At 71.0% G+C, this 26,106-nt stretch carries 20 protein-coding genes; 6 read left to right on the top strand and 14 right to left on the bottom strand.

The window, feature by feature from the left end; genetic code table 11:
- Positions 1–27: 27 nt before the first annotated feature.
- The 8 genes from AC2D8W_RS07280 to pcaH form a co-directional block, all read right to left on the bottom strand.
- Positions 28–2,202: a TonB-dependent receptor gene (locus tag AC2D8W_RS07280; RefSeq protein WP_484670979.1), complete on the bottom strand. Its 2,175-nt coding sequence runs from the start codon at positions 2,200–2,202 to the stop codon at positions 28–30.
- Between the two features lie 110 nt (positions 2,203–2,312).
- Positions 2,313–3,641: a spinster family MFS transporter gene (locus tag AC2D8W_RS07275; RefSeq protein WP_484670978.1), complete on the bottom strand. Its 1,329-nt coding sequence runs from the start codon at positions 3,639–3,641 to the stop codon at positions 2,313–2,315.
- Complete coding sequence (locus tag AC2D8W_RS07270; protein ID WP_484670977.1) at positions 3,634–4,110, bottom strand: DUF3237 domain-containing protein; 477 nt, start codon at positions 4,108–4,110, stop codon at positions 3,634–3,636. The genes AC2D8W_RS07275 and AC2D8W_RS07270 overlap by 8 nt, the downstream gene beginning before the upstream one ends.
- Before the next feature lie 86 nt (positions 4,111–4,196).
- Positions 4,197–4,580 (bottom strand): 4-carboxymuconolactone decarboxylase, encoded by a 384-nt coding sequence (pcaC, locus tag AC2D8W_RS07265; RefSeq protein ID WP_484670976.1) that lies wholly within the window; start codon positions 4,578–4,580, stop codon positions 4,197–4,199.
- Entirely contained in the window at positions 4,580–5,362 is a 783-nt protein-coding gene (gene pcaD / locus AC2D8W_RS07260) for a 3-oxoadipate enol-lactonase (RefSeq protein WP_484670975.1), read from the bottom strand. Before pcaD ends, pcaC begins: the two co-directional genes overlap by 1 nt.
- Positions 5,359–6,504: a lyase family protein gene (locus AC2D8W_RS07255; RefSeq protein WP_484670974.1), complete on the bottom strand. Its 1,146-nt coding sequence runs from the start codon at positions 6,502–6,504 to the stop codon at positions 5,359–5,361. Before AC2D8W_RS07255 ends, pcaD begins: the two co-directional genes overlap by 4 nt.
- On the bottom strand, positions 6,504–7,100 hold the full coding sequence (gene pcaG / locus AC2D8W_RS07250; protein ID WP_484670973.1) for a protocatechuate 3,4-dioxygenase subunit alpha: 597 nt from the start codon (positions 7,098–7,100) through the stop codon (positions 6,504–6,506). Before pcaG ends, AC2D8W_RS07255 begins: the two co-directional genes overlap by 1 nt.
- Position 7,101: 1 nt before the next feature.
- Positions 7,102–7,803 (bottom strand): protocatechuate 3,4-dioxygenase subunit beta, encoded by a 702-nt coding sequence (gene pcaH / locus AC2D8W_RS07245; RefSeq protein WP_484670972.1) that lies wholly within the window; start codon positions 7,801–7,803, stop codon positions 7,102–7,104.
- A 153-nt stretch (positions 7,804–7,956) separates the two neighbouring features.
- Between pcaH and AC2D8W_RS07240 the strand changes: the two genes are divergently transcribed.
- The 3 genes from AC2D8W_RS07240 to sppA all read left to right on the top strand — a co-directional run bounded on the left by AC2D8W_RS07240 (position 7,957) and on the right by sppA (position 13,210).
- A complete protein-coding gene (locus AC2D8W_RS07240; RefSeq protein ID WP_484670971.1) occupies positions 7,957–9,507 on the top strand; it encodes a leucyl aminopeptidase family protein in 1,551 nt (516 codons plus the stop codon).
- 54 nt (positions 9,508–9,561) lie between these two features.
- Positions 9,562–11,367, top strand: coding sequence for an ABC transporter ATP-binding protein (locus AC2D8W_RS07235; RefSeq protein WP_484670970.1), 1,806 nt, complete (start codon positions 9,562–9,564; stop codon positions 11,365–11,367).
- Positions 11,368–11,434: 67 nt separating this feature from the next.
- Positions 11,435–13,210, top strand: a complete 1,776-nt coding sequence (gene sppA, locus AC2D8W_RS07230) for a signal peptide peptidase SppA (protein ID WP_484670969.1) — start codon at positions 11,435–11,437, stop codon at positions 13,208–13,210.
- Between the two features lie 70 nt (positions 13,211–13,280).
- On the opposite strand, the gene AC2D8W_RS07225 is transcribed toward sppA, so the two are convergent.
- The 4 genes from AC2D8W_RS07225 to AC2D8W_RS07210 form a co-directional block, all read right to left on the bottom strand.
- Positions 13,281–13,937 (bottom strand): tetratricopeptide repeat protein, encoded by a 657-nt coding sequence (locus tag AC2D8W_RS07225; protein WP_484670968.1) that lies wholly within the window; start codon positions 13,935–13,937, stop codon positions 13,281–13,283.
- Between the two features lie 24 nt (positions 13,938–13,961).
- Positions 13,962–14,957 (bottom strand): aspartyl protease family protein, encoded by a 996-nt coding sequence (locus tag AC2D8W_RS07220; RefSeq protein WP_484670967.1) that lies wholly within the window; start codon positions 14,955–14,957, stop codon positions 13,962–13,964.
- A gap of 86 nt (positions 14,958–15,043) precedes the next feature.
- Positions 15,044–18,043, bottom strand: coding sequence for a TonB-dependent receptor domain-containing protein (locus AC2D8W_RS07215; RefSeq protein ID WP_484670966.1), 3,000 nt, complete (start codon positions 18,041–18,043; stop codon positions 15,044–15,046).
- A gap of 286 nt (positions 18,044–18,329) precedes the next feature.
- Complete coding sequence (locus AC2D8W_RS07210; protein ID WP_484670965.1) at positions 18,330–21,329, bottom strand: TonB-dependent receptor plug domain-containing protein; 3,000 nt, start codon at positions 21,327–21,329, stop codon at positions 18,330–18,332.
- A gap of 286 nt (positions 21,330–21,615) precedes the next feature.
- Here AC2D8W_RS07210 and AC2D8W_RS07205 point away from each other — a divergent pair, with 286 nt between their 5' ends.
- Complete coding sequence (locus tag AC2D8W_RS07205) at positions 21,616–22,143, top strand: hypothetical protein (RefSeq protein ID WP_484670964.1); 528 nt, start codon at positions 21,616–21,618, stop codon at positions 22,141–22,143.
- A gap of 27 nt (positions 22,144–22,170) precedes the next feature.
- Here the strand turns inward: AC2D8W_RS07205 and AC2D8W_RS07200 are convergent, their stop codons facing one another.
- Positions 22,171–23,046 carry an ABC transporter permease subunit gene (locus AC2D8W_RS07200; protein ID WP_484670963.1) on the bottom strand — a complete coding sequence of 292 codons (876 nt, stop codon included), beginning with the start codon at positions 23,044–23,046 and terminating at the stop codon, positions 22,171–22,173.
- 670 nt (positions 23,047–23,716) lie between these two features.
- Positions 23,717–24,640 (bottom strand): ABC transporter permease, encoded by a 924-nt coding sequence (locus AC2D8W_RS07195; RefSeq protein ID WP_484670962.1) that lies wholly within the window; start codon positions 24,638–24,640, stop codon positions 23,717–23,719.
- 110 nt (positions 24,641–24,750) lie between these two features.
- Between AC2D8W_RS07195 and AC2D8W_RS07190 the strand changes: the two genes are divergently transcribed.
- Together AC2D8W_RS07190 and AC2D8W_RS07185 are read left to right on the top strand one after the other, a co-directional pair.
- Positions 24,751–25,161, top strand: a complete 411-nt coding sequence (locus AC2D8W_RS07190; protein ID WP_484670961.1) for a protein tyrosine phosphatase family protein — start codon at positions 24,751–24,753, stop codon at positions 25,159–25,161.
- Positions 25,158–26,060, top strand: coding sequence for an MBL fold metallo-hydrolase (locus tag AC2D8W_RS07185; RefSeq protein WP_484670960.1), 903 nt, complete (start codon positions 25,158–25,160; stop codon positions 26,058–26,060). The genes AC2D8W_RS07190 and AC2D8W_RS07185 overlap by 4 nt, the downstream gene beginning before the upstream one ends.
- The last annotated feature ends 46 nt before the right edge of the window (positions 26,061–26,106 follow it).

Genomic DNA, 26,106 nt, shown 5'->3' with positions numbered 1-26,106 from the left:
GGAGGCCCGGCGCCGCCCTTCGCTCTCCTACATCTTCCAGACCAGCGTCACGCCGTAGGTCTTGGGCGGCGCGTAGGGCACCAGCACCTGGCGGTAGGGCGCGAAGGCGGTCACGTAGGTGGCCACCAGTTCGTCCGTCAGGTTCTTGCCCCACACGGCCACTTCCCAGCGCTTGTCGGGGGAGGTCAGGGACAGGCGGGCGTCGACGTTGATGTAGCCCTCCTGTTTCTGCGTCGGGATGTTCGAGGCCTCGAAGTACATGTGCGACTGGTTGGTGTAGTCGACCCGCGCCAGGGCGCCCCAGCCGTTGAACTCTGTGGCGTACTGCGCGCCCACGTGGACCTTGTGCTTGGGCGAGCGGGGCAGGTCGTTGCCGGTGAAGTTCGCCGTGGCCCCGTTGGCGAAGCTGGTGAACTTCGCGTCGAGGTAGGCGAAGCCGCCGTCGATCTGCAGCCCGCGCACCGGCTGGATCACCCATTCCAGCTCCACGCCCTCGATCTCGGCCGTGGCGGCGTTGCCCACCACGACGCAGCACAGCGGCACCAGCTGCGAGACCTGCAGGTCCTTGTAGTCGGTGTGGAAGGCCGACAGGTTCAGCCGCAGGCGGCCGTCCAGCCATTGGGTCTTCGCGCCGCCCTCGTAGCTCCAGGCGAACTCGGGATCGTACGGCGTCGACTGGCTGACGCCGCTGCCGGCGATACCCTGGAAGCCCCCGCTCTTGAAGCCGCGGGTGGCCGAGGCGTACAGCAGCACGTCCGGCGTCGCCTGCCAGTCGAGGGCGAAGCGCGGCGTCAGGGCGTCCCACGACTTGCGGCCGCGCACGTCGTAGTTCGCGGCCAGGGGCGGCGGCAGCCCCGGTCCCGAGACCTTCTGCCCGATGAAGCGGCCGCTCTTGCGCTCCCACGTCTGCCGCAGTCCGGCGGTGGCGGTGATCGTGTCGGTGAAGGCGTAGCTGACCTGCCCGAACAGGGCCCAGCTGCGGCTCTTCACCATCTGAGGATAGGTGGCGATCCCCGTCTGTGCCGGCGCGGGGAAGTCCTGCCGCAGGTCCTCGATGCGGGTGTTGTCCTCGTTCAGGTAGTAGGCGCCGACCTGGCCGCGCAGGCGCGAGTCGAAGGCGTCGAACGCCAGCCGCACTTCCTGGCTGAACTGCTCGTTGTCCTCGTGGTCGGTCTGGGTCGACTCGATCTGGTTCGGCGGGTTGACCGGGTTGGCGAAGAACACGGTGCGGAAGTTCAGCGTCACCGCCCGGAAGGCCGTGATCGACGTCAGCGTGCCGTACGGCGTCGTCCAGTTCACCTCGCCGCGGTAGGTCTGCAGCCAGCGCCGCAGGTAGCCGTCGGTGTAGGCGTTGACGATGCGCGGGTCGGGATTGATCCCGACGCAGTGGACGCCGCCGCGCAGGGTGGCGTCGCAGATGTTGTCGCGGGGGTTGCCCTTCTGGTCCTGGTCGGTCAGGTCGACGCCCAGGACGATGTCCAGGTCCTCGCTCGGCAGGAAGCGCACGGCCAGGGCGGCGCTGCGCAGGTCCTGGTCGTTCACATCGTTGCCGGTGGTCTGGTTGAACTCGTAGCCGTCCCGCAGCTTGATGGAGCCGCCCAGCGACACGAAGATCTTGTCCGAGATGGGCATGTTGCCCCGCGCGCTCAGCGTGCGGCGGTCGTAGTTGCCGAGCTGCCCTTCGATGCGCAGCGACGGGTCGGCCGACGGCTTGCGGCTCACGAACTGAATCAGGCCGCCCACGGCGTTCTTGCCGAACAGCGTGCCCTGCGGGCCCCGCAGCACTTCCACGCGCTCCAGGTTCAGCGCGTCGATGTCGGGCGTCCCGCCGCGTCCGGCGTAGACGCCGTCCACGAAGACCACCACCGAGGCGTCCCCGCCCGCGTTCTGGCTGATGCCGAAGGCCGAGCCGATGCCGCGGATCGCGAAATTCGTCTGGATGGGATCGACCTGGCCGGCGCTGAAGCCGGGGGTCTTGATCGCGATGTCCTGCAGGGTCTCGACCGACTGCCGCTCGAGCGCCGCGGCCGAGAACGCAGTGACCGCGATGGGGACCTTCTGGACGTTCTCCTCCACCCGCTGGGCGGTGACGACCAGTTCTGAAATCTCGTTGTCGCCGCTCTGGGCCGCCGCCGGCGCCGCGATGGCGAGGGCCAGGCCCAGCGCGGCCCAGGACGCATGGTTGCTGAGGTACGTGCGCATTCGGGATCTCCCCCTTCGGCCCCGTCTCGTGCGCGGGGACTCGGGTGGAGCCTACACCAAAATAGATAGAATGCTAAGCATCTGGTGGCGCTTGCGCCGGGCGGGCGAGGTCACTGGGCTTCGGCGCGGTCGGCCGCCTCCGCCGCCGCCGCGAAAGGCTTCAGTCCGGCGGTCAGGATCAGCGCCGAGAGCGGCAGGGCGACGGCCGTGACCACGGCGATCCCGTAGCGAAGGGCGGCGTCGTCCCGGAACACGAAGTCCGTGACCATCGCCATGGCCGTGGGGCCCAGCCCCAGCCCGACCAGGTTGGCCACCAGGAAGTACAGGGCCACCGTCCGCGCGCGCAGCCTGTTCGGCGAGATCAGCTGCAGCCCCGCTCCGGCGACCCCGCCGTGGATCGTGCCCAGCAGCATGCTGAGGATCATCATGCCCAGGGCCAGTTCGCGGCTGGGCGCCAGCGCCATGCCCACGAACAGCGGCAGCAGGATCACGGCGTTGAGGCGGATCACCCGGAGATGGGCGTCCTTGAGGCCGCGGCGGTACATCCGGTCGGCCAGCCAGCCGCCGAGAAGCAGCCCGGCCGCGCCGCACAGCGCCGTCGCGGCGCCGAACCAGAGGCCGGCCTCGGCGACCGGCATGGCGTAGGTGCGGTGCAGGAACTGCGGGATCCAGGCCATGGCGCCGTACATCACCAGCGCCACCAGCGACATGCCGCCGAAGTGCGACGCCAGCGCCGCCCGGCGCAGCTTGAGGAACGCCGCGAACTCGCCGGGCGCCGGTTCCGCGACCGCGCGGCCCCCGCCCCGCGCGGGCTCGCGCACCGTCAGGGCGATCAGCGCCGCCACCAGCAGTCCGGGAAGCCCCACGATCAGGAAGGCCAGCCGCCAGGGCTCCAGCGCGCCCACCGCCGGCAGGACGACGGGGTCGCCCTCGGTCACGAACCGCACCACGACGGATCCGGCGACCAGCGCGATGCCCGATCCCAGCGGCACGCCGATCGAGTAGACGGCCATCGCGCGTCCGAGCCGCTCGCGCGGGAAGTAGTCGCCCAGCATCGAATAGGCCGCCGGCGACAGCGTCGCCTCGCCCACCCCGACGCCCACGCGGGCCAGGAACAGCCCCATGTAGCTGCGCGCCAGCCCGCAGACGGCCGTCATCAGGCTCCACGCGGCGATCCCGGCGACGATCAGGGTCTTGCGGCTCCCGCGGTCGGCCAGCCAGCCCAGCGGAATCCCCAGCAGGCTGTAGAAGATCGCGAAGGCGAACCCCATCAAGAGGCTCATCTGGGTGTCGGAGATGCCCAGGTCGGCGCGGATGGGCCCCACGAGCAGGCTCAGGATCATCCGGTCGATGAACGACAGGGTGTAGGCGACCAGCAGAGCGCCCACGACATACCAGGCGTAGGTCGGCGAGGGGGTCTGGTCCGGCCGGCTACTCAACGGCGAAGATCCGGTAGCGGACGCCGGCGGCGGTGCGCTTGCCCACGCCGACCGCGACCAGGGCGTTCAGCCACCCATACCGCTCGTCCCCGGTCTCGAAGACGGGCTGGATCCGGAAGTAGTAGGCGTCCTCGGCCAGCGCCTCGACCCTCGCAGGGTCGCGGAAGTCGGCCAGCGCCTCCGGCGGGATCACCAGCCGCCCGCCGTAGGTCACGTGGATCAGGGCCCCGTCGTGCGTCTTCCAGAGCGACCGGACGTCGATCAGCGTCACCGCCGCGCCGTCGGACGCCGCGCCCAGTTCCGACCAGTCGCCGCCGGCGGCCATCACCTCGCCGCGCAGCCGCTCGCCCTCGATGGTCCCGCCCGCGATCGGGCTGAGTCGGCGGTTGCGCCAAGGGGATCGGCCCAGCGGCAGCGGCGACTCCGCCGTGAGCTGGATGTCGACGGTGCAGAGGAAGCGTGTCCGCAACGGCTCGCTAGCGTCCAAACCGCCCCCCATTACCGACCACAGAATAGTTAGATATCTACACAATCCGGGCGACTAGGAAAGGCGCGTCAGAGGCCGCCCAGATCCCGGAGCACCTCGCCCGCCACGTGGAAGGCCGCGTTCGCCGCGGGAACCCCGCAATAGACGGCGCTCTGCAGGATCGTCTCCTTCACCCGCTCCACGGGGACGCCGGCCTCGAAGGCCGCGCGCAGGTGCAGCCGAAGCTCGCCTTCCCGCCCGAGCGCGATGGTCATCGCGATCACCAGCAGGCGGCGCGTCTCGTGGTCGAGGCCCGGCCGCTCCCAGATCTCGCCCCAGGCGTAGCGCGTGATGAAGTCCTGGAACTCGGCGGTGAACGCGGTGGCCGAGGCCGCGGCGCGGTCCACATAGGCGTCCCCCAGGACCGCCCTGCGGTTGGCGGCGCCGCGCGCCCGGCGCTCTTCGTCGTCCATCAGAGGTCCTCCAGGAAGGCGCGCAGCAGATCGCTGAAGGCCTGCGGCTGCTCGACGTTCGACAGGTGGCCGGCCTCGAGCTCGCGATAGGCGGCGCCGCGAATGGCGTGGGCGAGGCCGCGCACCTGATCCGGCGGGGTGGAGACGTCGGCCCGCCCGGCGACGACCAGGCAGGGCGCGGCGATCTCGCCCAGCCGTGCGGTGAGGTCGGCGTCGCGCAGGGCCGCGCAGCAGCCCGCATAGCCCTGGGGCGAGCTGGCCTCGAGCCGCGACCGATACGCCGCGACCACATCGGGCCGCGCGTTGCGGAACGGATCGGAGAAGAACCGCGCCATGGCCATGTCCGAGATCGCCGCCAGCCCCCCGGCGCGGACCGCGGCGGCGCGGTCCCGCCAGGCCTCTGGCGCGCCGATCCGCGGCGCCGTGCTGGCCAGCACCAGCCCGGCGACCCGGTGGGGCGCCGCCAGCGCCAGCGCCTGGGCGACGAGCCCGCCCAGGGAGAGGCCGCAGACGACCGCCGGCGTTGCGCTGGCCGCGTCCAGCACCGCGACGGCGTCGGCCACGAGCCGGTCGAGCGGGTAGTCGCCGGGCGGCGCCGCCGAGCGGCCGTGCCCGCGAAGGTCCGGCCGGATGACGCGGTACGCGTTCAGCCCCTGGGCCTGTGCGTCCCACAGCCGGTGGTCGCAACCGATCGAGTGCAGGAACAGGATCGGCGGCGCCGTGGCCGGCCCGTCGACTCGGACGAAGAGCTCGGCGCCGTCGTCGGCCGCGACCGTGCTCATGGCGCATCCTGCAGCAGGCGACGCGTGAGGGCCTCGGCCTCGCCGAGATCCTGCCCCACCCCCGCGCGGTCGAGGTTGCGCGCCATCGCCGCGGCGTCGACCTGGAGGCCCTCGGTCACCGCCGCCATCGCCGCCACGGCTCCATGTGCGGCCTCGAACAGGGCCGCCAGCGCCGGCGCCTCGGCCTGCCACCCGCCCAGGCTGCGTTCGTGCTGGCCGGGGATCGCCGACATCAGCGTGGCCGCAAGGTGCGGCGCGCAGACCGCGGCCGACAGCGCGATCTGGCAGCCGGTGGGGTTGCGCTTGTGCGGCATGGCCGACGAGCCGCCGCGGCCTGGTGTCTGGGGCTCGAAGGCCTCGCCCACCTCGCCCTGCGCCATCAGCGCCACGTCGCCCGCGATCTTCGCCACGGCGCCGGTGAGGATCGAGAGGGCGGCGCCCAGCCCCGCGACGCGCTCGCGGCTGGCGTGCCAGGGCGCCGCTGCGCCGAGGCCCAGGTCGGCCGCGATCCGTGCGGCGACCGCCTCGCCCCGGTTCCCGAGCCCCGCCCGCGTCCCCACGGCCCCGCCGAACTGCAGCACGATGGCCTGCGCGCCCTCACGCTCCAGGCGGTCGAGGGCGCCGACGACGCCCGCGCGCCACTGGGCCGCCTTGAGGCCGAAGCTGGTCGGCGCGGCCGGCTGCAGCAGCGTGCGCGCCAGCATCGGCGTGGCCGCGTGCGCCGTGGCGAGGCGGCCCAGGGCGTCCACGACGCGCCCGCCGTCGCGCCTCAGCAGCGCCAGGCCCGCCTGCGCCTGCAGCATCAGGGCGGTGTCGGCCACGTCCTGGCTGGTCGCTCCGCAATGCGCCGCCGCGCCGGCCCCCGCGCGCCGGAGGTCGGCCCGGGTCCGCAAGGCCGCCACGAGCGGGATGGCCAGCGTGCCGGCGTGCGCGGCCGCCGTGGCCAGGGCGCCGAGGTCGAAGGCCTCGCCACAGGCGGCCTCGATGGCGGCGGCGGCGTCCGGGTCGATCAGCCCCTCGGCCGCCGAGGCGCGTGCGAGCGCCGCCTCGAACGCCAGGGCGTGGCCGACCAGCGAGGCGTCGCCGAACACGGCCAGCATCTCCGGCGTCGAGGCGGCGAGGTCGTGGATCCGCGCGGGCATCAGATGTCGAAGAACACCGTCTCGCCCGGTCCCTGCAGGACAAGGTCGAAGCGGTATCGCCCGGCGCCGTCCGCCGCCGCCAGGAGCGTTCCGCGCCGCTCCGGCGGCACGAGGGCGAGGATCGGATCCTCGTCCAGCGACGGGTCGTCGGCGAAGTAGATGCGGGTCACCAGCCGGCGCAGAAGGCCGCGCCCCATGACGCCCACGGCGATGTGCGGCGCCTGAAGGCTGTTGCCGGGACCCGGCGTCCGGCCGGGCCGGATCGTCCGGAACAGGTAGCTCCCGTCGTCGCCGGTCGCGCAGCGCCCGAAGTGGCGGCCGCCGGCGAAGCCGCCCTGCGCGTCGGCCTGCCAGATCTCGACCAGGGCGTCGGGCACGGGGGCGCCGGCGCCGTCAAGCACGCGGCCCTGGACCACGATCGCCTCGCCCCCCGCCGTCGCCGCGGACAGCGCGGGCAGCGGCGCGTGGCCCGGCGCGATCAGGTCGGGCCGAGCGCCCGCCTCGGACGGCGCCGTCAGGTCCGCGCCGCCAGGGTGTGGCAAGGCGTAGTGGAAGAACGGCCCGACCGTCTGCCAAGGCGTCTGGCCCAGCCGCACCTCAGGCCTCCGTGGGCGTGGCGGCAGGACCGCGCAGGACGATGTCGAACACATAGCCCAGGGCGTAGCTCGGACGCGTCAGCCCCAGGTCGAACCGCGCCACGAGCCGGTCGCGCGCGCCGGCGGGCACGGACTGGGCGATCGGGTCCAGCGCGATCAGCGGGTCGCCCTCGAAGTACATCTGGGTGACCAGCCGCGTGGCGAACGCCGGGCCGAACAGCGAGAAATGGATGTGGGCGGGTCGCCACGCGTTCTCGTGGTTCCCCCAGGGATAGGCGCCCGGCCGGATCGACTCGAAGGCGTAGCGGCCGTCGTCATCCGTCACCACCTGCCCCGCCCCCGTGAAGTTCGGGTCCAGCGGCGCGTCCCACTGGTCGCGCGCATGGGCGTAGCGGCCCGCGGCATTGGCCTGCCAGACCTCCACCAGCGTGCGGGGCACGGGCCGGCCCGCCTCGTCCAGGACGCGTCCCGCCACGAGGATGCGCTGGCCGATCGCCTCCCCCCCCGCCGTCCGCGTCAGGTCGGCGGACCCGACCGCGCAGGCCTGGGACCAGTCGGTGAAGCCCGAGGTCTCGGTGAGGGTCTGGGGAATGCGGATCGGGCGATGGCCCGGCGAGCGCAGGGCGGTCGACCGGTAGGCCTCCGACAGGCTGGCCGGGTGGGCCGCGTCGTCCTCGCGGGCAAAGAGGTCGGGCTCGATCATTCGAAAGCTAAGGATGTGGGAGGCCAGCGGGCAAGGCAAGCGCGCCGCCGGTCGTCCGTCCGGCCCCACCCGCAGCTCCGCGGCCGACAGGGCTTGGCGAAGGGGCCCAAGCCCTGCTTTACCGGGCGTCAGCAACCCCATTCGGAGTCATCCATGCGTCTCCTGTCCGCAGTCCTCGTCCTCGCGCTCGGCGCGACGGCCGCCGACGCGCGTCCGATCGAGTTCTCCACCGACGCCCCGGCCCGGGCCGGCGCCCTGGTCCTGCCGCTCGCCTCCGCGGCCGACCTGGAAGCCCGCGGCCGAAGCCTCGACCCCGCCGTCCGGGCCGCCGTGGCCCGCGCCCTCGCCAGCGCGCGCTTCGACTACAAGGCCGGCGCGTCGCTCAGCCTGCGCGGCCTGTCCGCCCACGACGAGATCGTCGTCCTCGGCGTCCAGCCGGAGCGTCCGGGCGCGCTCACCGCCGTCGATCTCCGCAGGCTGGGCGGCGCGGCGGCCGGCGCGACCGCGAAGGCCGAGGGCCGCGTCGCCCTGTTGACCGAGGGGCTGGGCGATCCCGCAGAGGTGGCGGTCGGCGCCGCTCTTGGGTCCTACCGCTTCGCCGACTACAAGGCCGCGCCGCGCCCGCAGCGCCCGGAGCCCCTGGTGGTGGTGGCGCCGACGGCCGCCGGCGCGCGCGAGGCCTTCCAGGCGCGCGGCGCGGCCGTCGCCGAGGCCGTGGCCTTCACCCGCGACCTCGTCACCGAGCCCGCGAACATCCTCTATCCGGAGGTGTTCGTGGAGCGCACCCGGGCGGCGTTCCGCGGCATCGCGAACACGACCGTCGAGGCGCTCGACGCGCCGGCGATGCAGAAGCTCGGGATGAACGCCATCCTCTCCGTGGGCCAGGGCTCGCCCCGGCCGCCGCGCATGCTGGTGGTCGAGTACAAGGCCCCGGGCGCCAAGGGCCCGCCGATCGTCTTCACCGGCAAGGGCATCACCTTCGACAGCGGCGGCGTCTCCATCAAGCCCGGCTCGGGCATGTGGCGCATGAAGACGGACATGGCCGGCGCGGCCGCGGCGGTGGGCGGCGTGCTGTCGCTCGCGAAGTCCGGCGCCCCCGTCCACGTGGTGGCCATCGCGGCCCTGGCCGAGAACATGCCGGACGGCGCCGCGGCGCGGCCTGGCGACGTGGTCCGGGCAATGAACGGCAAGTCGATCGAGCGCCTCAACACCGACGCCGAGGGCCGCATCGTCCTGGCCGACGCGACGGCCTACGCGCAGAGCCGGTTCAAGCCCGCCGCCATCGTGAACCTCGCCACCCTCACCGGTGCGGTGGGGCAGGCGCTGGGCGACGAGTACGCCGGCCTCTTCACGCGGCACGAGGGCCTCGCCGGTCAGATCGAGGCCGCCGCGCGCCAGAGCGGCGAGCCCGTCTGGCGGCTGCCGATGCACCCCAGCTACGCCAAGGACACCGAGAGCCCGATCGCCGACATCCGCGACATCGCCGAGGGGACCGGCTCGGCCGGCGCCGGCGTCGGCGCCCACGTGATCGCGTTCTTCGCCGATCCCGAGACCCCCTGGGCGCACCTCGACATCGCGTCGGTGGCCTGGATCGACCGGGACAGCCCGACCACGCCCAGGGGCGCGCAAGGCTGGGGCGTCCAGCTGCTCGACACCTTCGCCCGCGCCTTCGACGCCGGCGCCGCCGCGTCGCGCGGCGACTGACCCGGCCGGCGGTCGGCCGCGCCAAGCGCGCCGACCGCCGCTATGCTGTGCCCCATGGCCGATCCGCCCGTCCTCTCGATCTCGAACCTCGCCGTGGACTTCACCACCCACGACGGCCTCGTCCGGGCGGTCCGTGGCGTGTCGCTGGACGTCGCGCGGGGCGAAACCCTGGGGGTCGTGGGCGAGAGCGGGTCGGGCAAGAGCCAGACCTTCATGGCGGTCATGGGCCTGCTGGCCCGCAACGGCAGCGCCTCCGGGTCCGCGAAGCTGCAGGGCCAGGAACTGTTGGGCCTGTCGCCGCGCGCGCTGAACCGGGTGCGCGGGTCGAAGATGACCATGATCTTCCAGGATCCGCTGACGGCGCTGACCCCGCACGTGAAGATCGGCGAACAGATCGCCGAGCCCCTGCGACTGCACCTCGGCCTGTCGGCCGCAGACGCCCGCCGGCGCGCGCTGGAATGGCTGGAGCGGGTGCGGATCCCGGACGCGGCGCGGCGGCTGGACCAGTATCCGCACGAGCTGTCCGGCGGCATGCGCCAGCGGATCATGATCGCCGCGGCCATGGCGCCCGGCCCCGAGCTGCTGATCGCCGACGAGCCCACGACCGCGCTCGACGTGACGGTTCAGGCCGAGATCCTCGACCTGATGGCCGAACTCACCCGGGAAACCGGCGCCGCCCTCGTGCTCGTCACCCACGACATGGGGGTCATCGCCCGCCTGGCCGACCGGGTTTGCGTCATGAAGGACGGCGCCTACGTCGAGGCCGGCTCGGCCGCGGACCTCTTCGCCAGTCCGCAGACGGACTACACACGCGCGCTGCTCGCGGCGATCCCGCGGCTCGACCGCGCCGACCGCGGCGGACGGCCCGAGGTGGTCCCCGTGGCGCCCGACGCCGAGACCGTGGTCGAGGGCCGCGACGTCAAGGTCTGGTTCCCCCTGCGCGAGGGCCTCTTCGGGCGGCCACGCATGCTGCGGGCGGTCGACGGCGTCTCGTTCCAGGTCCGGCGCGGCGAGACGCTGGGGATCGTGGGCGAGAGCGGGTCGGGCAAGTCCACCCTGGCGCGCGCGGTGCTGAACCTCTGGCCCGCCAGCGAGGGCGCGGTCACCCTGATGGGCCGCGACATCACCCACGCCGACCGCGCTGCGATGCGGGCGGCGCGCAAGGATCTCCAGATCGTCTTCCAGGATCCGCTCGCCAGCCTGGATCCGCGCATGACCATCGGCGCCTCCATCGCCGAGCCCCTGACGGCCTTCCGCCCCGACCTGAACGCCGCGGCGCGCGAGGCCGAGGCGCGGGCCATGATGCGCAAGGTCGAGCTCGACCCCGACCTCATCAACCGCTACCCGCACGAGCTGTCGGGCGGCCAGAACCAGAGGGTCGGCATCGCCCGGGCCATGATCCTGAAGCCGCGGCTGGTCATCTGCGACGAGGCCGTCTCGGCCCTCGACGTCTCGATCCGCGCCCAGATCATCGACCTGCTGATCCGGCTCCAGACCGACCTCGGGCTCTCGATGATCTTCATCAGCCACGACCTGGCGGTGGTGCGCGAGATCAGCCACCGGGTGATGGTGCTCTATCTCGGCCGCGTCATGGAGCTGGCCGACCGCGACCGCATCTGGCAGGCCCCGCAGCACCCCTACACCCGGGCCCTGCTCTCGGCGGCGCCGATTCCGGATCCGGCGATCGAGCGCACCCGCAAGCGCCTGCGCCTGACCGGCGAGCCGCCCAGCCCGATGGACCCGCTGGCGGCGTTCCGGTTCCTGCCGTCGCGCCTGCCGGCCGATCCCTCGGCGCCCGTGCCGCCGCCGGCGCTGAGGGAGGTCGCTCCGGGCCACCTGGTGGCGGAGTTCGACCCCTGAACGCTTCCGCCGGGGCGCAATGTATGCGAGAGCGCCGGAGCGCGCTCGGGCGCGGGCAAGGGCCACGATGAAGCAGTTCCTGTTTACGATGGCCGGGGTCTTCGCGGGCCTCGTTCTCTTCATGGTCTTCGTACCGGTCGTGCTCGTCACCATGGCGCTTTCGGCCACCGCGCCCGAACCGATCCCCGGCCGGACTGTGCTCGAGCTGGACCTGCGCGGGCCGCTCACCGACCAGGCGCCGCACAACCCGCTCTGGGGCATCGGGCGCAACTCGACCTCGGTCATGTCGATCGTCGAGACCCTCCGCCGCGCCGAGCGCGACGACCGGGTCAAGGGCGTCCTGGTGCGGCTGCCCGAAGGCGGGCTCGAGCCCGGCATGGCCGACGAGATCCGCCTCGGCCTCAACCACTTCCGGGCGTCGGGCAAGCCCGTCTATGCGCACAGCCAGGGGATCTACCCCGCCGGGATCGGCACCACGGCCTACATGCTCGGGCGCGCCGCCGACCAGTTCTGGATGCAGCCCGGCGCGTCCCTCCAGGTGACCGGGCTGGCCACCGAGGAGCTGTTCCTGAAGCGCTTCTTCGACAAGTACGGCGTCGTCCCGCAGTTCGAGCAGCGCTACGAGTACAAGAACGCCGTCAACGGCTACATGCAGTCGGACTTCACCCCGGCGCATCGCGAGGCGACGCTGTCCTGGATGGGGTCGGTGTACGCGTCGAACCTCGCGTTCGCGGCCGCCGACCGCAAGGCGGACCCCGCCGTCCTGCGCCGGAACCTCGAGGCCGGCCCCCACGGCGCGCAGGAGGCGCTGCGGCTGCGCCTCATCGACGGCGTGGGCCAGGTCCGCGAGGTCCAGCAGGCGCTCCTCGACAAGGCCGGGAACGGCGCGCGGCTCATCGACTTCGACGACTATGCCGACGATCCCAGCGACCGGCGGCCCGTCGGCGACGCGATCGGCCTGATCGAGGCCGAAGGCCCGATCGTGACCGGCCGCGACCGTGGCTCGAACCCCTTCACCGGCGGCGCGACGATCTACTCGGACGACATCGCCAAGGCCGTCGTCCGCGCCGCGAAGGCCGATTCCGTGAAGGCGATCGTCCTGCGCCTGAACTCTCCCGGCGGCTCCGACACGGCCTCGGAGCAGATCCTCGACGCCATCCGCTTCGCCAAGTCGAAGGGCAAGCCCGTGGTCGTGTCCATGAGCACCTACGGCGCGTCGGGCGGCTACTGGATCGCGTCCGAAGCTTCGTCCATCGTCGCCCAGCCGACCACCCTCACCGGCTCGATCGGCGTCTTCGGCGGCAAGTTCGCGCTGGGCGAGGCGGCGGCCCGCTTCGGGGTCGACATACGCCCCGTAGGCGTCGGCGGCGAGTACGCCGGGGCGTTCGGCGTGAGCCAGCCTTTCACCGCCGACCAGCGCGCCGCCTTCTCGGGCTGGATGGACCGCATCTACGAAAGCTTCGTCGCGCGTGTGGCGGCGGGTCGGAAGCTGCCCGTCCAGCGCGTCCGCGAGATCGCCAAGGGCCGGGTGTGGACCGGCGCCCAGGCCCGGAGCCTCGGCCTCGTGGACGAGGTCGGCGGCTTCTACCAGGCGGTCGACAAGGCCAAGCAGCTGGCCCGCTTGGAGGGCGACGTACCGATCCGGCGGATGACGCCCACCGAGGGCGCCTTCGAGGCTCTGCAGAAGGCCCTCGGCGTCTCCGCCGCGTCCGCCCGGACCCTGGCCGCCGCCGCCTGGATCTTCGGCGACCCCCGCGCGCAGGCGGTCCTGGACCAGGTCGCCGAGGCCAGGCTCAGGAGCGAAGGCGGCGGCACGGTGCTGGCGCCCATGCCGATCCGGTGAAACGAGGCTCTAGATCGACGGCTTGAGCGCGCTTGGATCCGCAAACCGTTCCAGGTTTTCGGACTGCGCTCTAACGCTTCGCCGCGTCCGCCGCCGCCAGCACCTTGAGCGCGTCGGGGAACTCGGGCGCTGCCTCGAGGACTTCTTCCGCCAGCCGGCGGGCCTCGGCGTGCGCGCCGCGTTGCGAGAGCATGTTGGCGAGACCCTGCATGGCGCCGAGGTTGTCGGGCTGTAGATCGAGCGCGCGCCTGTAGGCGTCTTCGGCCTCTCCGTAGCGGCCCATGGCCTCCAGCGAAGCGCCCCGGGCGCAGTGCGACCCGGCGAAGTCGGGCGCCATGGCGCAGACGCCCTCGAAGACCGCCAGCGCCTCGCCGTAGCGCTCGCTGCGGGTGAGCACGAGGCCCATGGCGTTCCGCGCGCCAATATCCTGCGGCGCCAGTTCGACGGCGCGGCCCAGCACCTTCAGGGCGTCGTCGAAACGGCCCTCCTGCTCGTACTTCAGCGCCGCGAGGTTGAGCACCATCGGGTGTTCGAGACCGCCGGTCAGCGCCTGGTCGGCGAGGGTGGCGGCGCGGGCGAAATCACCGCCCTGAGCGGCGGCTTGGATCTGCTGCAGCATCGCCTGGTCGGCGAGCGGACTGCGCACGTTCGGGTTTGGCGCGGCCTTCGCGGCGGGCACGTAGCCGCCCACCGTCACCTTCATCTGTCCGACCTTCCAACCGTTCACTGCAGACCTCCGTCACACCGCGGCCTAAGCCGGGAGATAGAAGACTACGCGCTTGCGGCCATAGTCCAGTTCCACGGCATTGAACTGGCGCATCACGTCCATCCCAATCAGCAGGCTTGGCCGGTCGGTGAGGTCCCACAGGTCGAAGACGTGCAGGTCGGCGAACACCGTCGGCAGGCGCGTGATGGAGAGCCCGCCGATCTGCAGCTGAGGGGTCATCCCCACCTCCCCATCCAGGACCTGCCCGGTGGTTCCGATCACGGGCGAGCGGAAGCGCACCGGCCCCGGCGCGACGCGCGTGACCAGACGACCCATTTCGCGGTTCGCCACGGTGCTCTGCGAGCCCGTGTCGAGGAAGGCGGTGACCGGCCAGCGCCCGACGGCCGCGCCGACGATGATGAGTTGCCCGAGTCGATAGCGCGCCGGCACCGCCACCGGCACGCCAAGAGCGCTGTCCTGAACGCGACCGATGCTGCGACTGGTCGCGCCGCCGCCTCTTTCGAAGTGGGACTGGCTCGCGAACAGCCGGAGTTCGCGACTCCGGAAATTGAGCAAGGCCCGCCGGCCCCTCAGGACATCCACCCCGATGAGGCCGTCAGCGCCCAGCCTCTCCCGCGGCAGGATCGGGCAGACGAGGCCACGCGCGGTGACCCCCGCGACCCCCAGCACGTCCACGTGCGCCGTCCGCGCAGGCTCGCGCCCGGCGACGCCATGCACCTCAAGCGTCGGGCCGGGCGGCAGCCCGAGGGATTCCGCAAGTTCGACCGCTACAACCGACCGGTTGGCCCCGGTATCGACGACAAACTCGAAGGGGCCTGCGCCGCCGATACGTACCGGCACGGTCATCCGCAGGGCAGAATCGAAGCCGACCGCCTGCGGCGGAGCGTCGTCGCCGACAGGCCTGACATCGGTCGGATGGACCGGCGCGGCCTGGGAGGATGAGGCGCAGAGCCACGCGCCGATCGCGCCCAAGAACAGGTTGCGGCGGACCGGACAGGGTACGATCAGTGCAGCGCCCATGCCGCGGCATCACGCGCCCATCCATCAGAAATGGCAAGGGCGGCAGGTTGCCCTGCCGCCCCGACCGTCGCCTTGTGTCTGGCGATTTAGAAGTCGGCCGTGATGCCCACGAACAGCTTCCGGCCCAGCAGATCGTAGGTCGGGAAGGTGTTCGGCAGACCCGTGCCGACCACACCGTTCCGCACCAGCGGCGGATCTTGGTCGAACACGTTGTTCACCCCGCCGCGGAGGGTGAACATGTCGTTCACGCGCCACGTGGCGGCCAGGTCGATGTAGCTACGCTCCGGCAGCTTGTGGTTGAAGCGATCGCGGAAGGTCGAGCCGTTGCCGATCGTGGGTTCGTCGGTGTCCGTCTCGTTCTTGGCTTCGCCGATGTAGCGCCACGCCAGCGACACCGTGGCGTCCCAGGGCGTCGTCCAGTTGATGCGCATCGTGTGGCGCCAGCGCGGGTTGATCGTCTGGCACTGCGGGCCGAACAGGCCGGCGCAGTCGTAGGCCGGATCGCCGGGGAGCGGCACGGTCGTCGCTTTGATCAGGTACGAGCCGTACAGGCTGACGTTGATCCGACCCCAGCTGTCGACGCCCCAGTCCTCGAGCGGGAGGTTGTAGCCGAGCTGGACGTCCACGCCTTCGGTGGTGCCGGCGCCGATGTTGACGCTCGAACCGTTGATGTAGCCGCCGGTCGCCTGGCTGGTGCCGAACAGCGTGCCGTTGGTGGCGCGGACGATCTGCGAGCAGAACGCCTGCTCACCGGTGGTGAGGCAGCGGTTCAGGATCACGCCCAGCGGGATCGCGCCGATCGTGTCGGTCAGCTTGATCCGGTAGTAGTCGATGCTGCCGGTGAAGCCGGGCAGCATGGACGGCGTGGCCGTGAAGCCGAGCGACAGCGTCTTGGCCCGCTCCGGCGCCAGGGCCGGGTTGCCGCCGGTGAGCACCGCGCACTGGCCCGCCGGGCAGTTCGGGATCACGAGGTACTGGGCGGCCGTGATGCCCGTCAGCTGGCACTGGGCCAGCGTCGCCGGGTTGGCGGCGCCCGCCGCGCAGGGGTCCTGCGACACCTGGCTGGTGTTGGTCACCGACTGCGGCGTGTAGAGCTCGAGGATCGAGGCCGCACGGATCGCCTTCTGGTACGAACCGCGGAAGCGGATGTCCTGCACCGGAGACCATTGCAGGCCCAGCTTCCAGGTCTTCGCGTCGACGCCCGTGGAGTAGTCCGAGTAGCGGTAGCCGCCCTCGGCGGTCAGGTCCTGCGCGAACGGCATGTCCTGGACCAGCGGGATGCGGACTTCGCCGAACCCTTCGGTGACGCTGAGGCTGTTGTCCACCGTGACCGAGGCGCCGCCGGCGCCGGACAGGTCGCCGCTCAGCTGGGCCACGTCGGGCGCGTACTCGAGGTGGTCGCGACGGATGTGCAGACCCACCGCGAGGCCCACGCCGTCTTCCGCCCAGGGGCTCTTGAAGCCGTACTGGGCCAGGTCGTCGGCCGTGACCACGCCTTCCACGATCCGCTGGGCGATGCTGCCGCGCGAGGTGCCGGTGACGTCCAGGTAGGCGAGAGCCTCAGGCGTCACGCCGCCGTCGCGGAAGATGTTGTACGGCACGCAGCCGCCGCCCGACTGACAGACCGGACCGTTCGGGCCCTGGTTCACCAGAAGCGAGTTCTGGAGGCGCGAGATCGACAGGTAGTTCTGCGACGCCTGATAGAGGCTCGTGTAGTAGTACGAACCATAGACGTCGTAGCTGAACGGGCCGGTGATCTCGCCGCGCATGCCGCCGACGATCCGGTAGTTCTGGTGCTCGTAGAAGGCGTTACGGCCGCCGCCCTCGATGTTGCGGCGTCCGATGTACAGGTCCTTCGTCGCGCCCGAGGCGATCTCGGCGGCCGTGCACCCGATCGCGCCGCGCTGCTGGGCGCTGAGGAAGGGGTTGTTGCAGTTGACGAGGAAGCCGCCCGTGTCGGTCGCGCCGCTGCCCTGGAACAGGCCGGTCGGGGCGATCTGCACGTTCGTGCGGTCGTTCATGAAGCCGAAGTCCGAGTAGAACTCGACGTGCTTGTTGACTTCGTACTTGGCGAAGAAGCCGGCCGTGTAGCGCGTGCTCTGCTGCAGCAGATAGGCGTACTCGTTCGAGTTGAACCGCGGCGGAGGCGTGGTCTGACCGTTCGGGTTGTACGGCACGAAGTTGTTGCCGCTGACGGCAAACTGGCCGCCGAGACCGCTCGACAGGTAGAAGAGGTTCGAGTTGCTCGAGCCCGCGCAGGCCGGCACGCCGGCGGCGCTGACGTTCACCTGGCAGGCCGCGTAGTCGCGCTTGCCCTGCGTCACCGGATCCTGGTCGTGGTAGGTGAAGTAGGCGGTCACGTTGCCGCGGCCGTCGCCCGAGTTCGTGCCCATGATGATGCTGAGGTCGCGCGACTTGCCGTCCCAGGCGTTGTCGGGAACCACGATCGGGCTCGAGTTGGTGCGGAGAAGGTTCTGCACCAGTTCGTTGTGCTGGTTGTGCTGGTAGACGCCCCACTGCGCGTCGATCTGCACGCCCTCGAAGTCACGCTTCATGACGAAGTTGACCACGCCCGCGACGGCGTCCGAGCCGTAGGTCGCCGAGGCGCCGCCGGTCAGAACGTCGATGCGCTGGATCAGCTGCGACGGAATCTGGTTGATGTCGGGCGAGGGGTTCGGGTTGCCCGTGTTGGGGTCGCCGATGCCGAGACGGCGGCCGTCGACGAGCACCAGGGTCCGCTGCTGACCCAGGCCGCGCAGGTCGACCGTGGCGACGCCACCCGGACCCGACAGCGGGTTGGAGGTCGAGCCGAGGCCGGTCTGGCTGTTCTGGCTCACCTGCGGCAGCGTGTTCAGGATGTCCGCCGTCACCGGGCGGCCGCCGAGCACCACTTCCTGCGCGCCCACAACCTGGACGGGGCTGATGCTCTCGAGGTTGGGCGCCGGAATCCGCGTGCCCGTGACGACCACTTCGGCGACTTCGCCGCCTTCGGTCTGGGCCGCGGCTTGCGACGCCAGGCCCAGCAGGGCCGCGCCGCAGATGATCGAAGACGCCAGAAGGCGTTCCCGCTTGGAATTGAATTTCACGGTTTGAATCCTCCAGCGGACCCGCCCCTCGGGACGGCCGCTCCCCACAAAAAGAGATCGGTCCCGGAGACGGAGCCGTCGCCGGTTACGGCGGAGTTACGGGGGTAGGGTCACGGCGGTCAACGAACATTAGCGGTCAGCAATGTTTCGGGCGCCCACCTGTCGCATTCTGGTCACAGAATGCCGCACTCCGGCAGGAATGCGGCAAGGATTCGTCAAGGATCGTGAACTGCGGGGACGGGTCGCTCGGGGCGGCGCCTGTCCGCGCCGCCCCGAATCCTGACCTTTAGAATCGCATGCGGGCCCCGGCGTAGAACCGCCGGCCCACGGCGTCATAGACGTCGGGATAGGTCGTCCATCCAGTCGTCTGGCCGGGCACGAGGCCCGAGGTGCCGCCGACGAACTGGTAGTTGTCGAAGATGTTGTCCACGCCGGCGTAGATGCTGGCCTTCTCCGTTACATCGTAGCGGACCTGGGCGTTGTGGAACGTCTTCGAGCTCAGCGGGACGTTGTAGTAGAAGTCGTTGACGTCCTTGGTGACCACCACGTCGCCGATGAACTGGGTGTTCCAGGCCAGCTGCAGCGGACCGCGCCGGTAGAGGAGGTCCAGCGTCCACTCGTTGGTCGGCGCCCCCACCGTTCCGGCGTCGTAGATGAAGTCCGCGCGATCGGCGCCCTTGAACGGCGTGGTCTGCAGCTTCTCGAGGTAGCCGTAGGCCAGGCTCATCGTGAGGGCGCCCTTCTCGCCGCCGTAGAGGCCGTCGAGGAAGCCCAGGTCGTTGAGGTCCTGGCGATAGCTCACCTGCACGTCCCAGCCGCGCGTGTCCGTCTCGGCGAAGTTGTCGTTCACCTGGTTGACGAAGTTCAGCGCGCCCACGGAGGGACCGGATCCGAAGCGGCCGACGGCTGAACAGAACGCGTTGCCCGTGTTGAAGCCGGCCGGCCCGTAGCAGCCCGTCAGCAGCTTGTCCTCGCTGATGGTCGCGATGCGGTCCTTGATCTTGATGACGTAGTAGTCGACCGACAGCGACAGGTTGTCGAGGAAGCCCATGCCCTTCGGGTTGATGAGCAGCCCGACGGTGTAGCTGTCGCCCTTCTCGGCGCGAAGGTTCGCGTTGCCGCCGTCGAAGCCGGTGACGCCCTGCTGCTCGATCTGGGTCAGCGCAAAGCCGCCGTCGCGCGCGACGCGGGCCGCCACCGCCGGGTCGGCGAGGCAGGCGGTCGCGACGGCGTTGCCGACCGTCGCCGCGTTGACGCCGCTGCCCAGCACCGCCGAGGGGTCGCCGATGTTGGTGCGGGTGTTGAAGAAGGCCGCCTGGCCACCCGCCGTCCGCGTGACGCCCGCGCAGGGGTCGTTCACGGTCGGGAAGTCCTGCGAGGCCGGCGAGTAGAGCTCCGAGATGTTCGGCGCCCGCACCGCCCGCGCGAACTGGCCGCGCAGCTTCAGCCACGAGGCCGGCTGGTACTCCACCGAAGCGGCCCACGCCTCGGTCACGCCGACGGTCGAGTAGTTCGAGTACCGGCCCGCCAGGTTCAGGTCGAGCGACTGGACGAACGGCAGGTCGGCCAGGATGGGCACGCGCAGCTCGCCGAACAGCTCGGTCACGTCGAACCGGCCGCGGGTGGGCGGCGTCGCGTTGCCCGAGGTCTGGCCGGTCTGGGTGAGCAGATCGGGGACGTCCGCCGCACGCTCGCGGCGGTATTCGGCGCCGGCGGCGTAGCCCACCGTGCCGGCGGGAAGCTCGAACAGGTCGCCGCGCAGGAAGCCGTTGACCACGAGCTGCTCGACGAACGCGTCGCGGCTGGTCGGCACGCGCACGTAGTCGGCCGCCTGCGGGGTGATCGAGCCCGCGCCGAAGATGTTGATGGGCACGCAGCCGGCGGCCCGGGCGGCGGGGTTGCGGCACACCGCCGAGCCGTTCACCACCACCGCGTCCAGCGCGTTGCGGAACCGCACCGCGTCGATGTCGCCCGAGGACGTCTGCTCGTCGTCGGTACGGCCGTAGTTGATCGACAGCTCGTAGTGGTGGGACGGGTTGATGTCGCCCTCGATGCCGGCCACGAAGCGGAAGGTCTGGCGGTCGATGTCGTTGCCGCGGTCGCCCACTTCGGTCAGTCGGCGGCGGAAGCCCACCACCAGGTTGTCGTCGCTGACGCCCGGATTGGCGGCGCGCGCGGCTTTGCGCACGGCCTCCGGCACCACGGCCGACAGGATCGGCACGCCGCTCTGACAGACGCCGGTGTCGCAGAAGGCGAAGGCGCCGTAGATCTGGTCCGACCCCAGCGGCGTCGCCTCGATGTTCGAGGTCAGCTTCGAGGAGACGAAGTTCACCTCGGTGAACAGGCGGGCCTTCTCGTTGAACTCGTACGAGCCGTAGGTGGCGAAGTTCCACTGCTTGAGCGGCACCTGCAGCAGGCGCGAACCCTGGCGGTTGAAGCCCAGGGCGCCGCTGTAGGGGACCAGCGTCCCCGAGACGTCATAGGTGCGCAGCAGGCTCGACGCGCCCTCGCGCGGCAGCTCGAACACCCCCGTCGGCGTGTAGGACGAGAACAGGCCCGCCGTCTGGCTGTGGATCAGCTTGTAGTTCGCGGGGTCGCCGTCGTAGTCGTCCACCGCGTCGAGGTCGAGACCCTGGTCCTTGCGGTCCTTGGCGTAGATCGAGCCGATCTGGTTGTAGCCGAGCGACGCTGTGATCGAACCCTTGCCGTCGGCGAACGTCTTGCCGGCGGTGACCGACACCTTGATCCGCTCGTCGTCCTCGCGCTCGGAGAGGCCGTACTGGCCCGCGACGATCACGCCATCGATGTTGCGCTTGGTGATGATGTTGACGACGCCCGCCAGCGCGTCCGAGCCGTAGGTCGCCGAGGCGCCGCCGGTGACCACGTCCACGCGATCCACCAGCTCGGTGGGGATGGTGTTGAAGTCGACCACCTGCGTGCCGACCAGCCCGGCCACGAAGCGGCGGCCGTTCACCAGCACCAGGGTGCGGTCCTCGCCCAGGTTGCGCAGGTCCACGGTCGTGATGCCGTTGGCGGCGGTCTGGAAGCCGGAGTTGGTCGGGGTGATCGACGACACGCCCGCGGCCGGCAGTGTGCGGATCACGTCGCCCGTGTTGATGGCGCCGCGGGCCTCGATGGTGCGGGTGTCGATCACCGAAACCGGCGTGGGCGCGTCGAGGTTGGGACGCGCGATGCGCGAGCCCGTCACCACGATCTCGCCAACATCAACGGCGTCCTGGGCAAGAACCGGGGTCGCCGAAACGGCGGAGATGACCGCAGTCGCCATAGTAGAGGTTAGCAGAGACTGCCGAGAGATTTTCATTCGTCGCGCCTAAGTTTGTTGTGAACTGAATGGTGCTCTGACGAACCCTCCACTCCCTCATCGTCATCTGCGTCAATTCGTCCGCAATGGTGACGCTTTGCTATGAGCGCCGCATGTAACCGTCATGTCACACTCCTGGCGCCGGGCGGCATATCGTGACCCTTTCCCGAAAGCCGGTGTTCGGCGGCGGCGTTGCGCCCCGAGGCAGGCCTCGCGTATGTGAGGGCATCGCGTCTTCGGGGATTTGCCGATGAGAAGGTTGCTCGCGGCCACGTTCGGTCTGGCTCTCGCCGCGGCCTGCGCGTCCGCGAACGCCCAGCCTCAGCCGGAGGCGCGGGCAGCCATCGTCCAGAAGCTGGTCGACTGCCGCAAGATCGCCGACACCGCGGCCCGCCTGGCCTGCTACGACGACACCGCGGCCGCGCTGGACCAGGCCGAGGCCAAGGGCGACATCGTCGTCGTGGATCGCGAACAGGCCCGCAGGGTTCGCCGGCAGGCCTTCGGCCTGACCCTCCCATCCATCTCGATCTTCGAGAAGGGCGTGTCCAAGGAGGAACTCGAGAACGTCACCGGCGTCGTCCGGGCCGCCCGTCAGAACAGCCTGGGCAAGTGGATTGTCCAGCTCGAGGACGGCGCCGTCTGGACGCAGATCGACAGCAACGAGCTCTGGCCGTCGCCGAGGTCCGGCATGCCGGTCAAGATCCGCCGCGCCTCGCTGGGCAGCTTCTTCATGTCGGTGGGAGACATGCGAGCGTTCCGGGCCCGCCGCACCGAATAGGCCGGCGGATCGGCCAGAGCGCGGTGCTCACCTGTCCTTGGGATCGATGGCGTCGCGCAATCCGTCGCCGATGAAGTTGAAGCACATGAGCGTCACGATCATCACCAGGGACGGGAACACCAGCAGCCAGGGCGCGAGCTCCATGTCCGAGGCGCCCCCCGCGATCAGGACGCCCAGCGACGCCATCGGCGGCTGCACGCCCAAGCCGAGGAAGCTCAGGAAGCTCTCGGCGAGGATGACCGCGGGAATGGTCAAGGTCACGTAGACGACCACCGGTCCCAGCAGGTTCGGGACGATATGCCGCGCAACGATCGCCGTCCGGCCAAGACCGGCGGCGCGGGCGGCCTCGATGAACTCCTTGTGCTTCAGCGTCAGGGTCTGGCCGCGCACGATGCGGCTCATGGTCAGCCACTCGACCGCGCCGATGGCCACGAAAATCAGCACGATGTTCGACCCGAAGGTCACCATCAGCAGGATGACGAAGAAGATGAAGGGCAGCGAATAGAGGACGTCCACCGCCCGCATCATGACCTCGTCCACCTTGCCGCCGACGTAGCCGGCGGTCGCGCCCCAGGCGACGCCGATGACCAGCGAGACCAGGGTGGCCACGGCGCCGATAGCCAGCGACACCCTCAGCCCTGTCAGCAGCCGCGCCAAGAGGTCGCGGCCCAGGGCGTCGGTGCCCAGCAGGTGGCCGTTCGTCAGCGGCGGCAGCCAGACGTCCTCCTTGTTCACCTGGTCGTAGGTGAAGGGCGTCAGGGCCGGCCCGACCGCGGCGGCCAGCACCAGCAGGGCCAGCACAACCATGCTCGCGACCGCCGCCCGGTTGCGGAAGAGCCGCCGGCGCGCGTCGTCCCAGAGGCTGCGGCCCTTGATGGCCGGCGCGGTCACCGACGCCGTCACGCTGAAGCTCCCGCCCCGGCGCGGCGCGCCGAAGACCCCATCGGCCGGCCGGTCGAGCCGCCCTCCACAGTCCTCCCCCGCAAGGGGAGGGGGACCGCCGAAGGTGGTGGAGGGGGGCTGCCCGCGGCGCTCAAGACCCCTCCACCCTGCTGCGCAGGGTCCCCCTCCCCTTGCAGGGGAGGACCAAGGCGATGGTCGGCCACGATCCGGGTCGGCGCCGGATTTCCCCAGGTCCTCCCCCGCAGGGGGAGGGGGACCGCCGAAGGCGGTGGAGGGGGTCTATCCGCGGAGCCAGCGACCCCTCCACCCTGCTGCGCAGGGTCCCCCTCCCCTTGCAGGGGAGGACCAGAGCGATGGTCGGCCACGATCCGGGTCGGCCCCAAAACATCCCCAGTCCTCCCCCGCAGGGGGAGGGGGACCGCCGAAGGCGGTGGAGGGGGGTGACCCACCGCGCCAGCGACCCCTCCACCCTGCTGCGCAGGGTCCCCCTCCCCTTGCAGGGGAGGACCAAGGCGATGGTCGGCCACGATCCGGGTCGGCGCTATAACTTCCCCAGTCCTCCCCCGCAGGGGGAGGGGGACCGCCGAAGGCGGTGGAGGGGGGCTATCCGCGACGGAAGGACCTCTCCACGCGCGGTCCTCGGACATCCCAGTTGGAGGGAGCGAAGGCCTCATGCCAGCCTCACCCGCGGGTCCAGGGCCGCGTAGAGCAGATCGGCGACGAGGTTCAGGACCAGGATCAGGGCGGCGTAGAAGATGACCATGCCCATCACGACCGTGTAGTCCCGCTGCAGGGCGCTGATGACGAAGAACTTCCCGAGGCCCGGCAGGTTGAAGATCTTCTCCACCACCAGCGAGCCGGTGATCAGCCCGGCGCACGCCGGACCCAGGTAGCTCACGAGCGGCAGGATCGCCGCCCGCAGCGCGTGCTTGCGGACGATCAGGCTCTCGGGCAGGCCCTTGGCGCGCGCGGTGCGGATGTAGTTCGCGCTCAGCACCTCGATCATCCCGGCCCGCGTGAGCCGCGAAATGATGGCGATCTGCGGCAGCGCCAGCACGGTGACCGGCAGGACCAGGTTCGCCAGCGCCCCGTCGTTCCAGCCCGCCGTGGGGAACCACCCCAGCTTCGACGCCAGGGCCAGCACCAGCAGCGGCGCGGTCACGAAGGTGGGGATGCAGACGCCCAGGATCGCCACCGCCATCACCAGGTTGTCCGCCGTCCGGTTCTGCCGCAGCGCCGCGATGACGCCCAGGCTGATCCCGATGATCGAGGCCAGGGTGATCGCCGCTACCCCCAGCTTCAGCGAGGGCTCGTAGTTCTCCTTCAGGATGTCGAGGACGCTCTTGTCGCGGTACTTCAGCGAAGGACCCAGGTCGCCGCGCGCGACGCCGGCCAGGTAGTCCAGGTACTGCTCGCCCAGCGGCTTGTTCATGCCGTACTGCGCCAGCACGTTCGCCTCGATCTCGGGCAGCAGCTTGCGGTCGGAATCGAAGGGACTGCCGGGGGCGGCGCGCATCATGAAGAAGGCGGCCGTGATCACCAGGAACAGCGTCGGGATCGCCACGAGGAGCCGCCGGCCGATGTATCGCAGCATGGCGCTCGAGAAGCCTTACCCCGGAAGGGCCACGCGGCCCGGACGTTGCGAAACTTCCACCCACCCCCGATGATGTCAACGAACCCCTGTTCTCCGGTAAGGCCATCCGCATGAGCGACTTCCGACGCGTCACCGACGACTTCACCACCGCCCCCCAGATCAGCGTCGCCGACGTCGACGAGGCCGCCCGGCTGGGCTTCCGCACGATCATCAACAACCGCCCCGACGGCGAGGCGCCCGGCCAGCCCGCCAGCGCCGAGATCGAGGCCGCCGCCAAGGCCACCGGGCTCGCCTACTTCCACGTTCCGGTGGTCGGCGGCCCGACCCCGCAGCAGGTCGACACCGTCGGCCGCATCCTCGAGACGGCGGAACGGCCGGTGCTCGCTTTCTGCCGCTCGGGCACGCGCTCGATCGTCACCTGGTCGCTGGTCCAGGCGCAGTCCGGCGCCCGTCCCCGCGACGAACTGGTGCGCCTGGGGCGCGACGCCGGCTACGACCTCTCCGGGGTCCTGGGCGGATGAGCATCCCCTACGTCCGCGAGATCGACATCGAGTACGGCCGCTGCGACCAGGTCTCGCCGCTGATCCGGCGCGTCACGGCGAACAACCCCGGCCCGTTCACCTTTCGGGGCACCGGCACGTACATCGTGGGCAAGGGCCAGGTCGCGGTGATCGACCCGGGCCCAGACGACCCGGCGCATCTCGAGGCCATCCTGAAGGCGGTGGAGGGCGAGACGGTCAGCCACATCCTCATCACCCACCACCATTCCGACCACTCGCCCCTGGCCGGGCCGCTGAAGGCCCGCACCGGCGCGCCGGTCTACGGCTGCGCGGTGGCGGCCCACGACGTCGACGACGGGGGCGTGAAGATGGAGGCCGGCCACGACCTCGCCTTCTCGCCCGACGTCAGCCTCTGCGGGGGCGGCCAGGTCATCGAGGGCCCCGGCTGGACGATGGAGGCCATCGCCACCCCGGGCCACACCTCCAACCACATCTGTTTCGCCCTGCGCGAAGAGAACGCCTGCTTCACCGGCGACCACATCATGGGCTGGTCGACGACGGTCATCACGCCGCCCGACGGGGACATGACCGACTATCTGGCGAGCCTCGCGGACATCCGCCGCCGGAGGTTCGACGTCATGTGGCCCACCCACGGCCCGCCGATCCGAGACGTGGACGCCTTCATCCAGGCCTATGCCGACCATCGTCAGGAGCGCCTGGACCAGCTCACGACCGCGCTTGCGGCGGGCCCGGCTCGCATCAACGAGCTCGTTCCGCGCCTCTACGCCGATGTCGATTCGCGCCTGCACCCGGCGGCCGCCCGCTCGATGCTGGCCGGCATGATCCACCTGGTGCGCGCGGGCGTCCTGGCGGCTGACGGCGCGCCCGGGCCCGACAGCGTTTACCGCCTCGCCAAATGAAAACGCCGGCCCGCAAGGGCCGGCGTCTCATAGTCTCGGTTGTCGC

It is taken from the genome of Phenylobacterium sp. T106 (assembly GCF_057219735.1).
Note: the sequence above shows the minus strand (reverse complement) of the source record. Positions and strands in the feature narration are given on the sequence as shown.

What these genes read in the sequence shown, in the direction of transcription:
- sppA (WP_484670969.1), top strand. Translation starts at nt 11,435, where the DNA reads ATGAAGCAGTTCCTGTTTACGATGGCCGGGGTCTTCGCGGGCCTCGTT.
- AC2D8W_RS07195 (WP_484670962.1), bottom strand. Translation starts at nt 24,640, where the DNA reads ATGCTGCGATACATCGGCCGGCGGCTCCTCGTGGCGATCCCGACGCTG.
- AC2D8W_RS07210 (WP_484670965.1), bottom strand. Translation starts at nt 21,329, where the DNA reads ATGGCGACTGCGGTCATCTCCGCCGTTTCGGCGACCCCGGTTCTTGCC.
- AC2D8W_RS07235 (WP_484670970.1), top strand. Translation starts at nt 9,562, where the DNA reads ATGGCCGATCCGCCCGTCCTCTCGATCTCGAACCTCGCCGTGGACTTC.
- pcaD (WP_484670975.1), bottom strand. Translation starts at nt 5,362, where the DNA reads ATGAGCACGGTCGCGGCCGACGACGGCGCCGAGCTCTTCGTCCGAGTC.
- AC2D8W_RS07190 (WP_484670961.1), top strand. Translation starts at nt 24,751, where the DNA reads ATGAGCGACTTCCGACGCGTCACCGACGACTTCACCACCGCCCCCCAG.
- pcaH (WP_484670972.1), bottom strand. Translation starts at nt 7,803, where the DNA reads ATGATCGAGCCCGACCTCTTTGCCCGCGAGGACGACGCGGCCCACCCG.
- AC2D8W_RS07255 (WP_484670974.1), bottom strand. Translation starts at nt 6,504, where the DNA reads ATGCCCGCGCGGATCCACGACCTCGCCGCCTCGACGCCGGAGATGCTG.
- AC2D8W_RS07240 (WP_484670971.1), top strand. Translation starts at nt 7,957, where the DNA reads ATGCGTCTCCTGTCCGCAGTCCTCGTCCTCGCGCTCGGCGCGACGGCC.
- pcaC (WP_484670976.1), bottom strand. Translation starts at nt 4,580, where the DNA reads ATGGACGACGAAGAGCGCCGGGCGCGCGGCGCCGCCAACCGCAGGGCG.
- AC2D8W_RS07220 (WP_484670967.1), bottom strand. Translation starts at nt 14,957, where the DNA reads ATGGGCGCTGCACTGATCGTACCCTGTCCGGTCCGCCGCAACCTGTTC.
- AC2D8W_RS07280 (WP_484670979.1), bottom strand. Translation starts at nt 2,202, where the DNA reads ATGCGCACGTACCTCAGCAACCATGCGTCCTGGGCCGCGCTGGGCCTG.
- AC2D8W_RS07205 (WP_484670964.1), top strand. Translation starts at nt 21,616, where the DNA reads ATGAGAAGGTTGCTCGCGGCCACGTTCGGTCTGGCTCTCGCCGCGGCC.
- AC2D8W_RS07185 (WP_484670960.1), top strand. Translation starts at nt 25,158, where the DNA reads ATGAGCATCCCCTACGTCCGCGAGATCGACATCGAGTACGGCCGCTGC.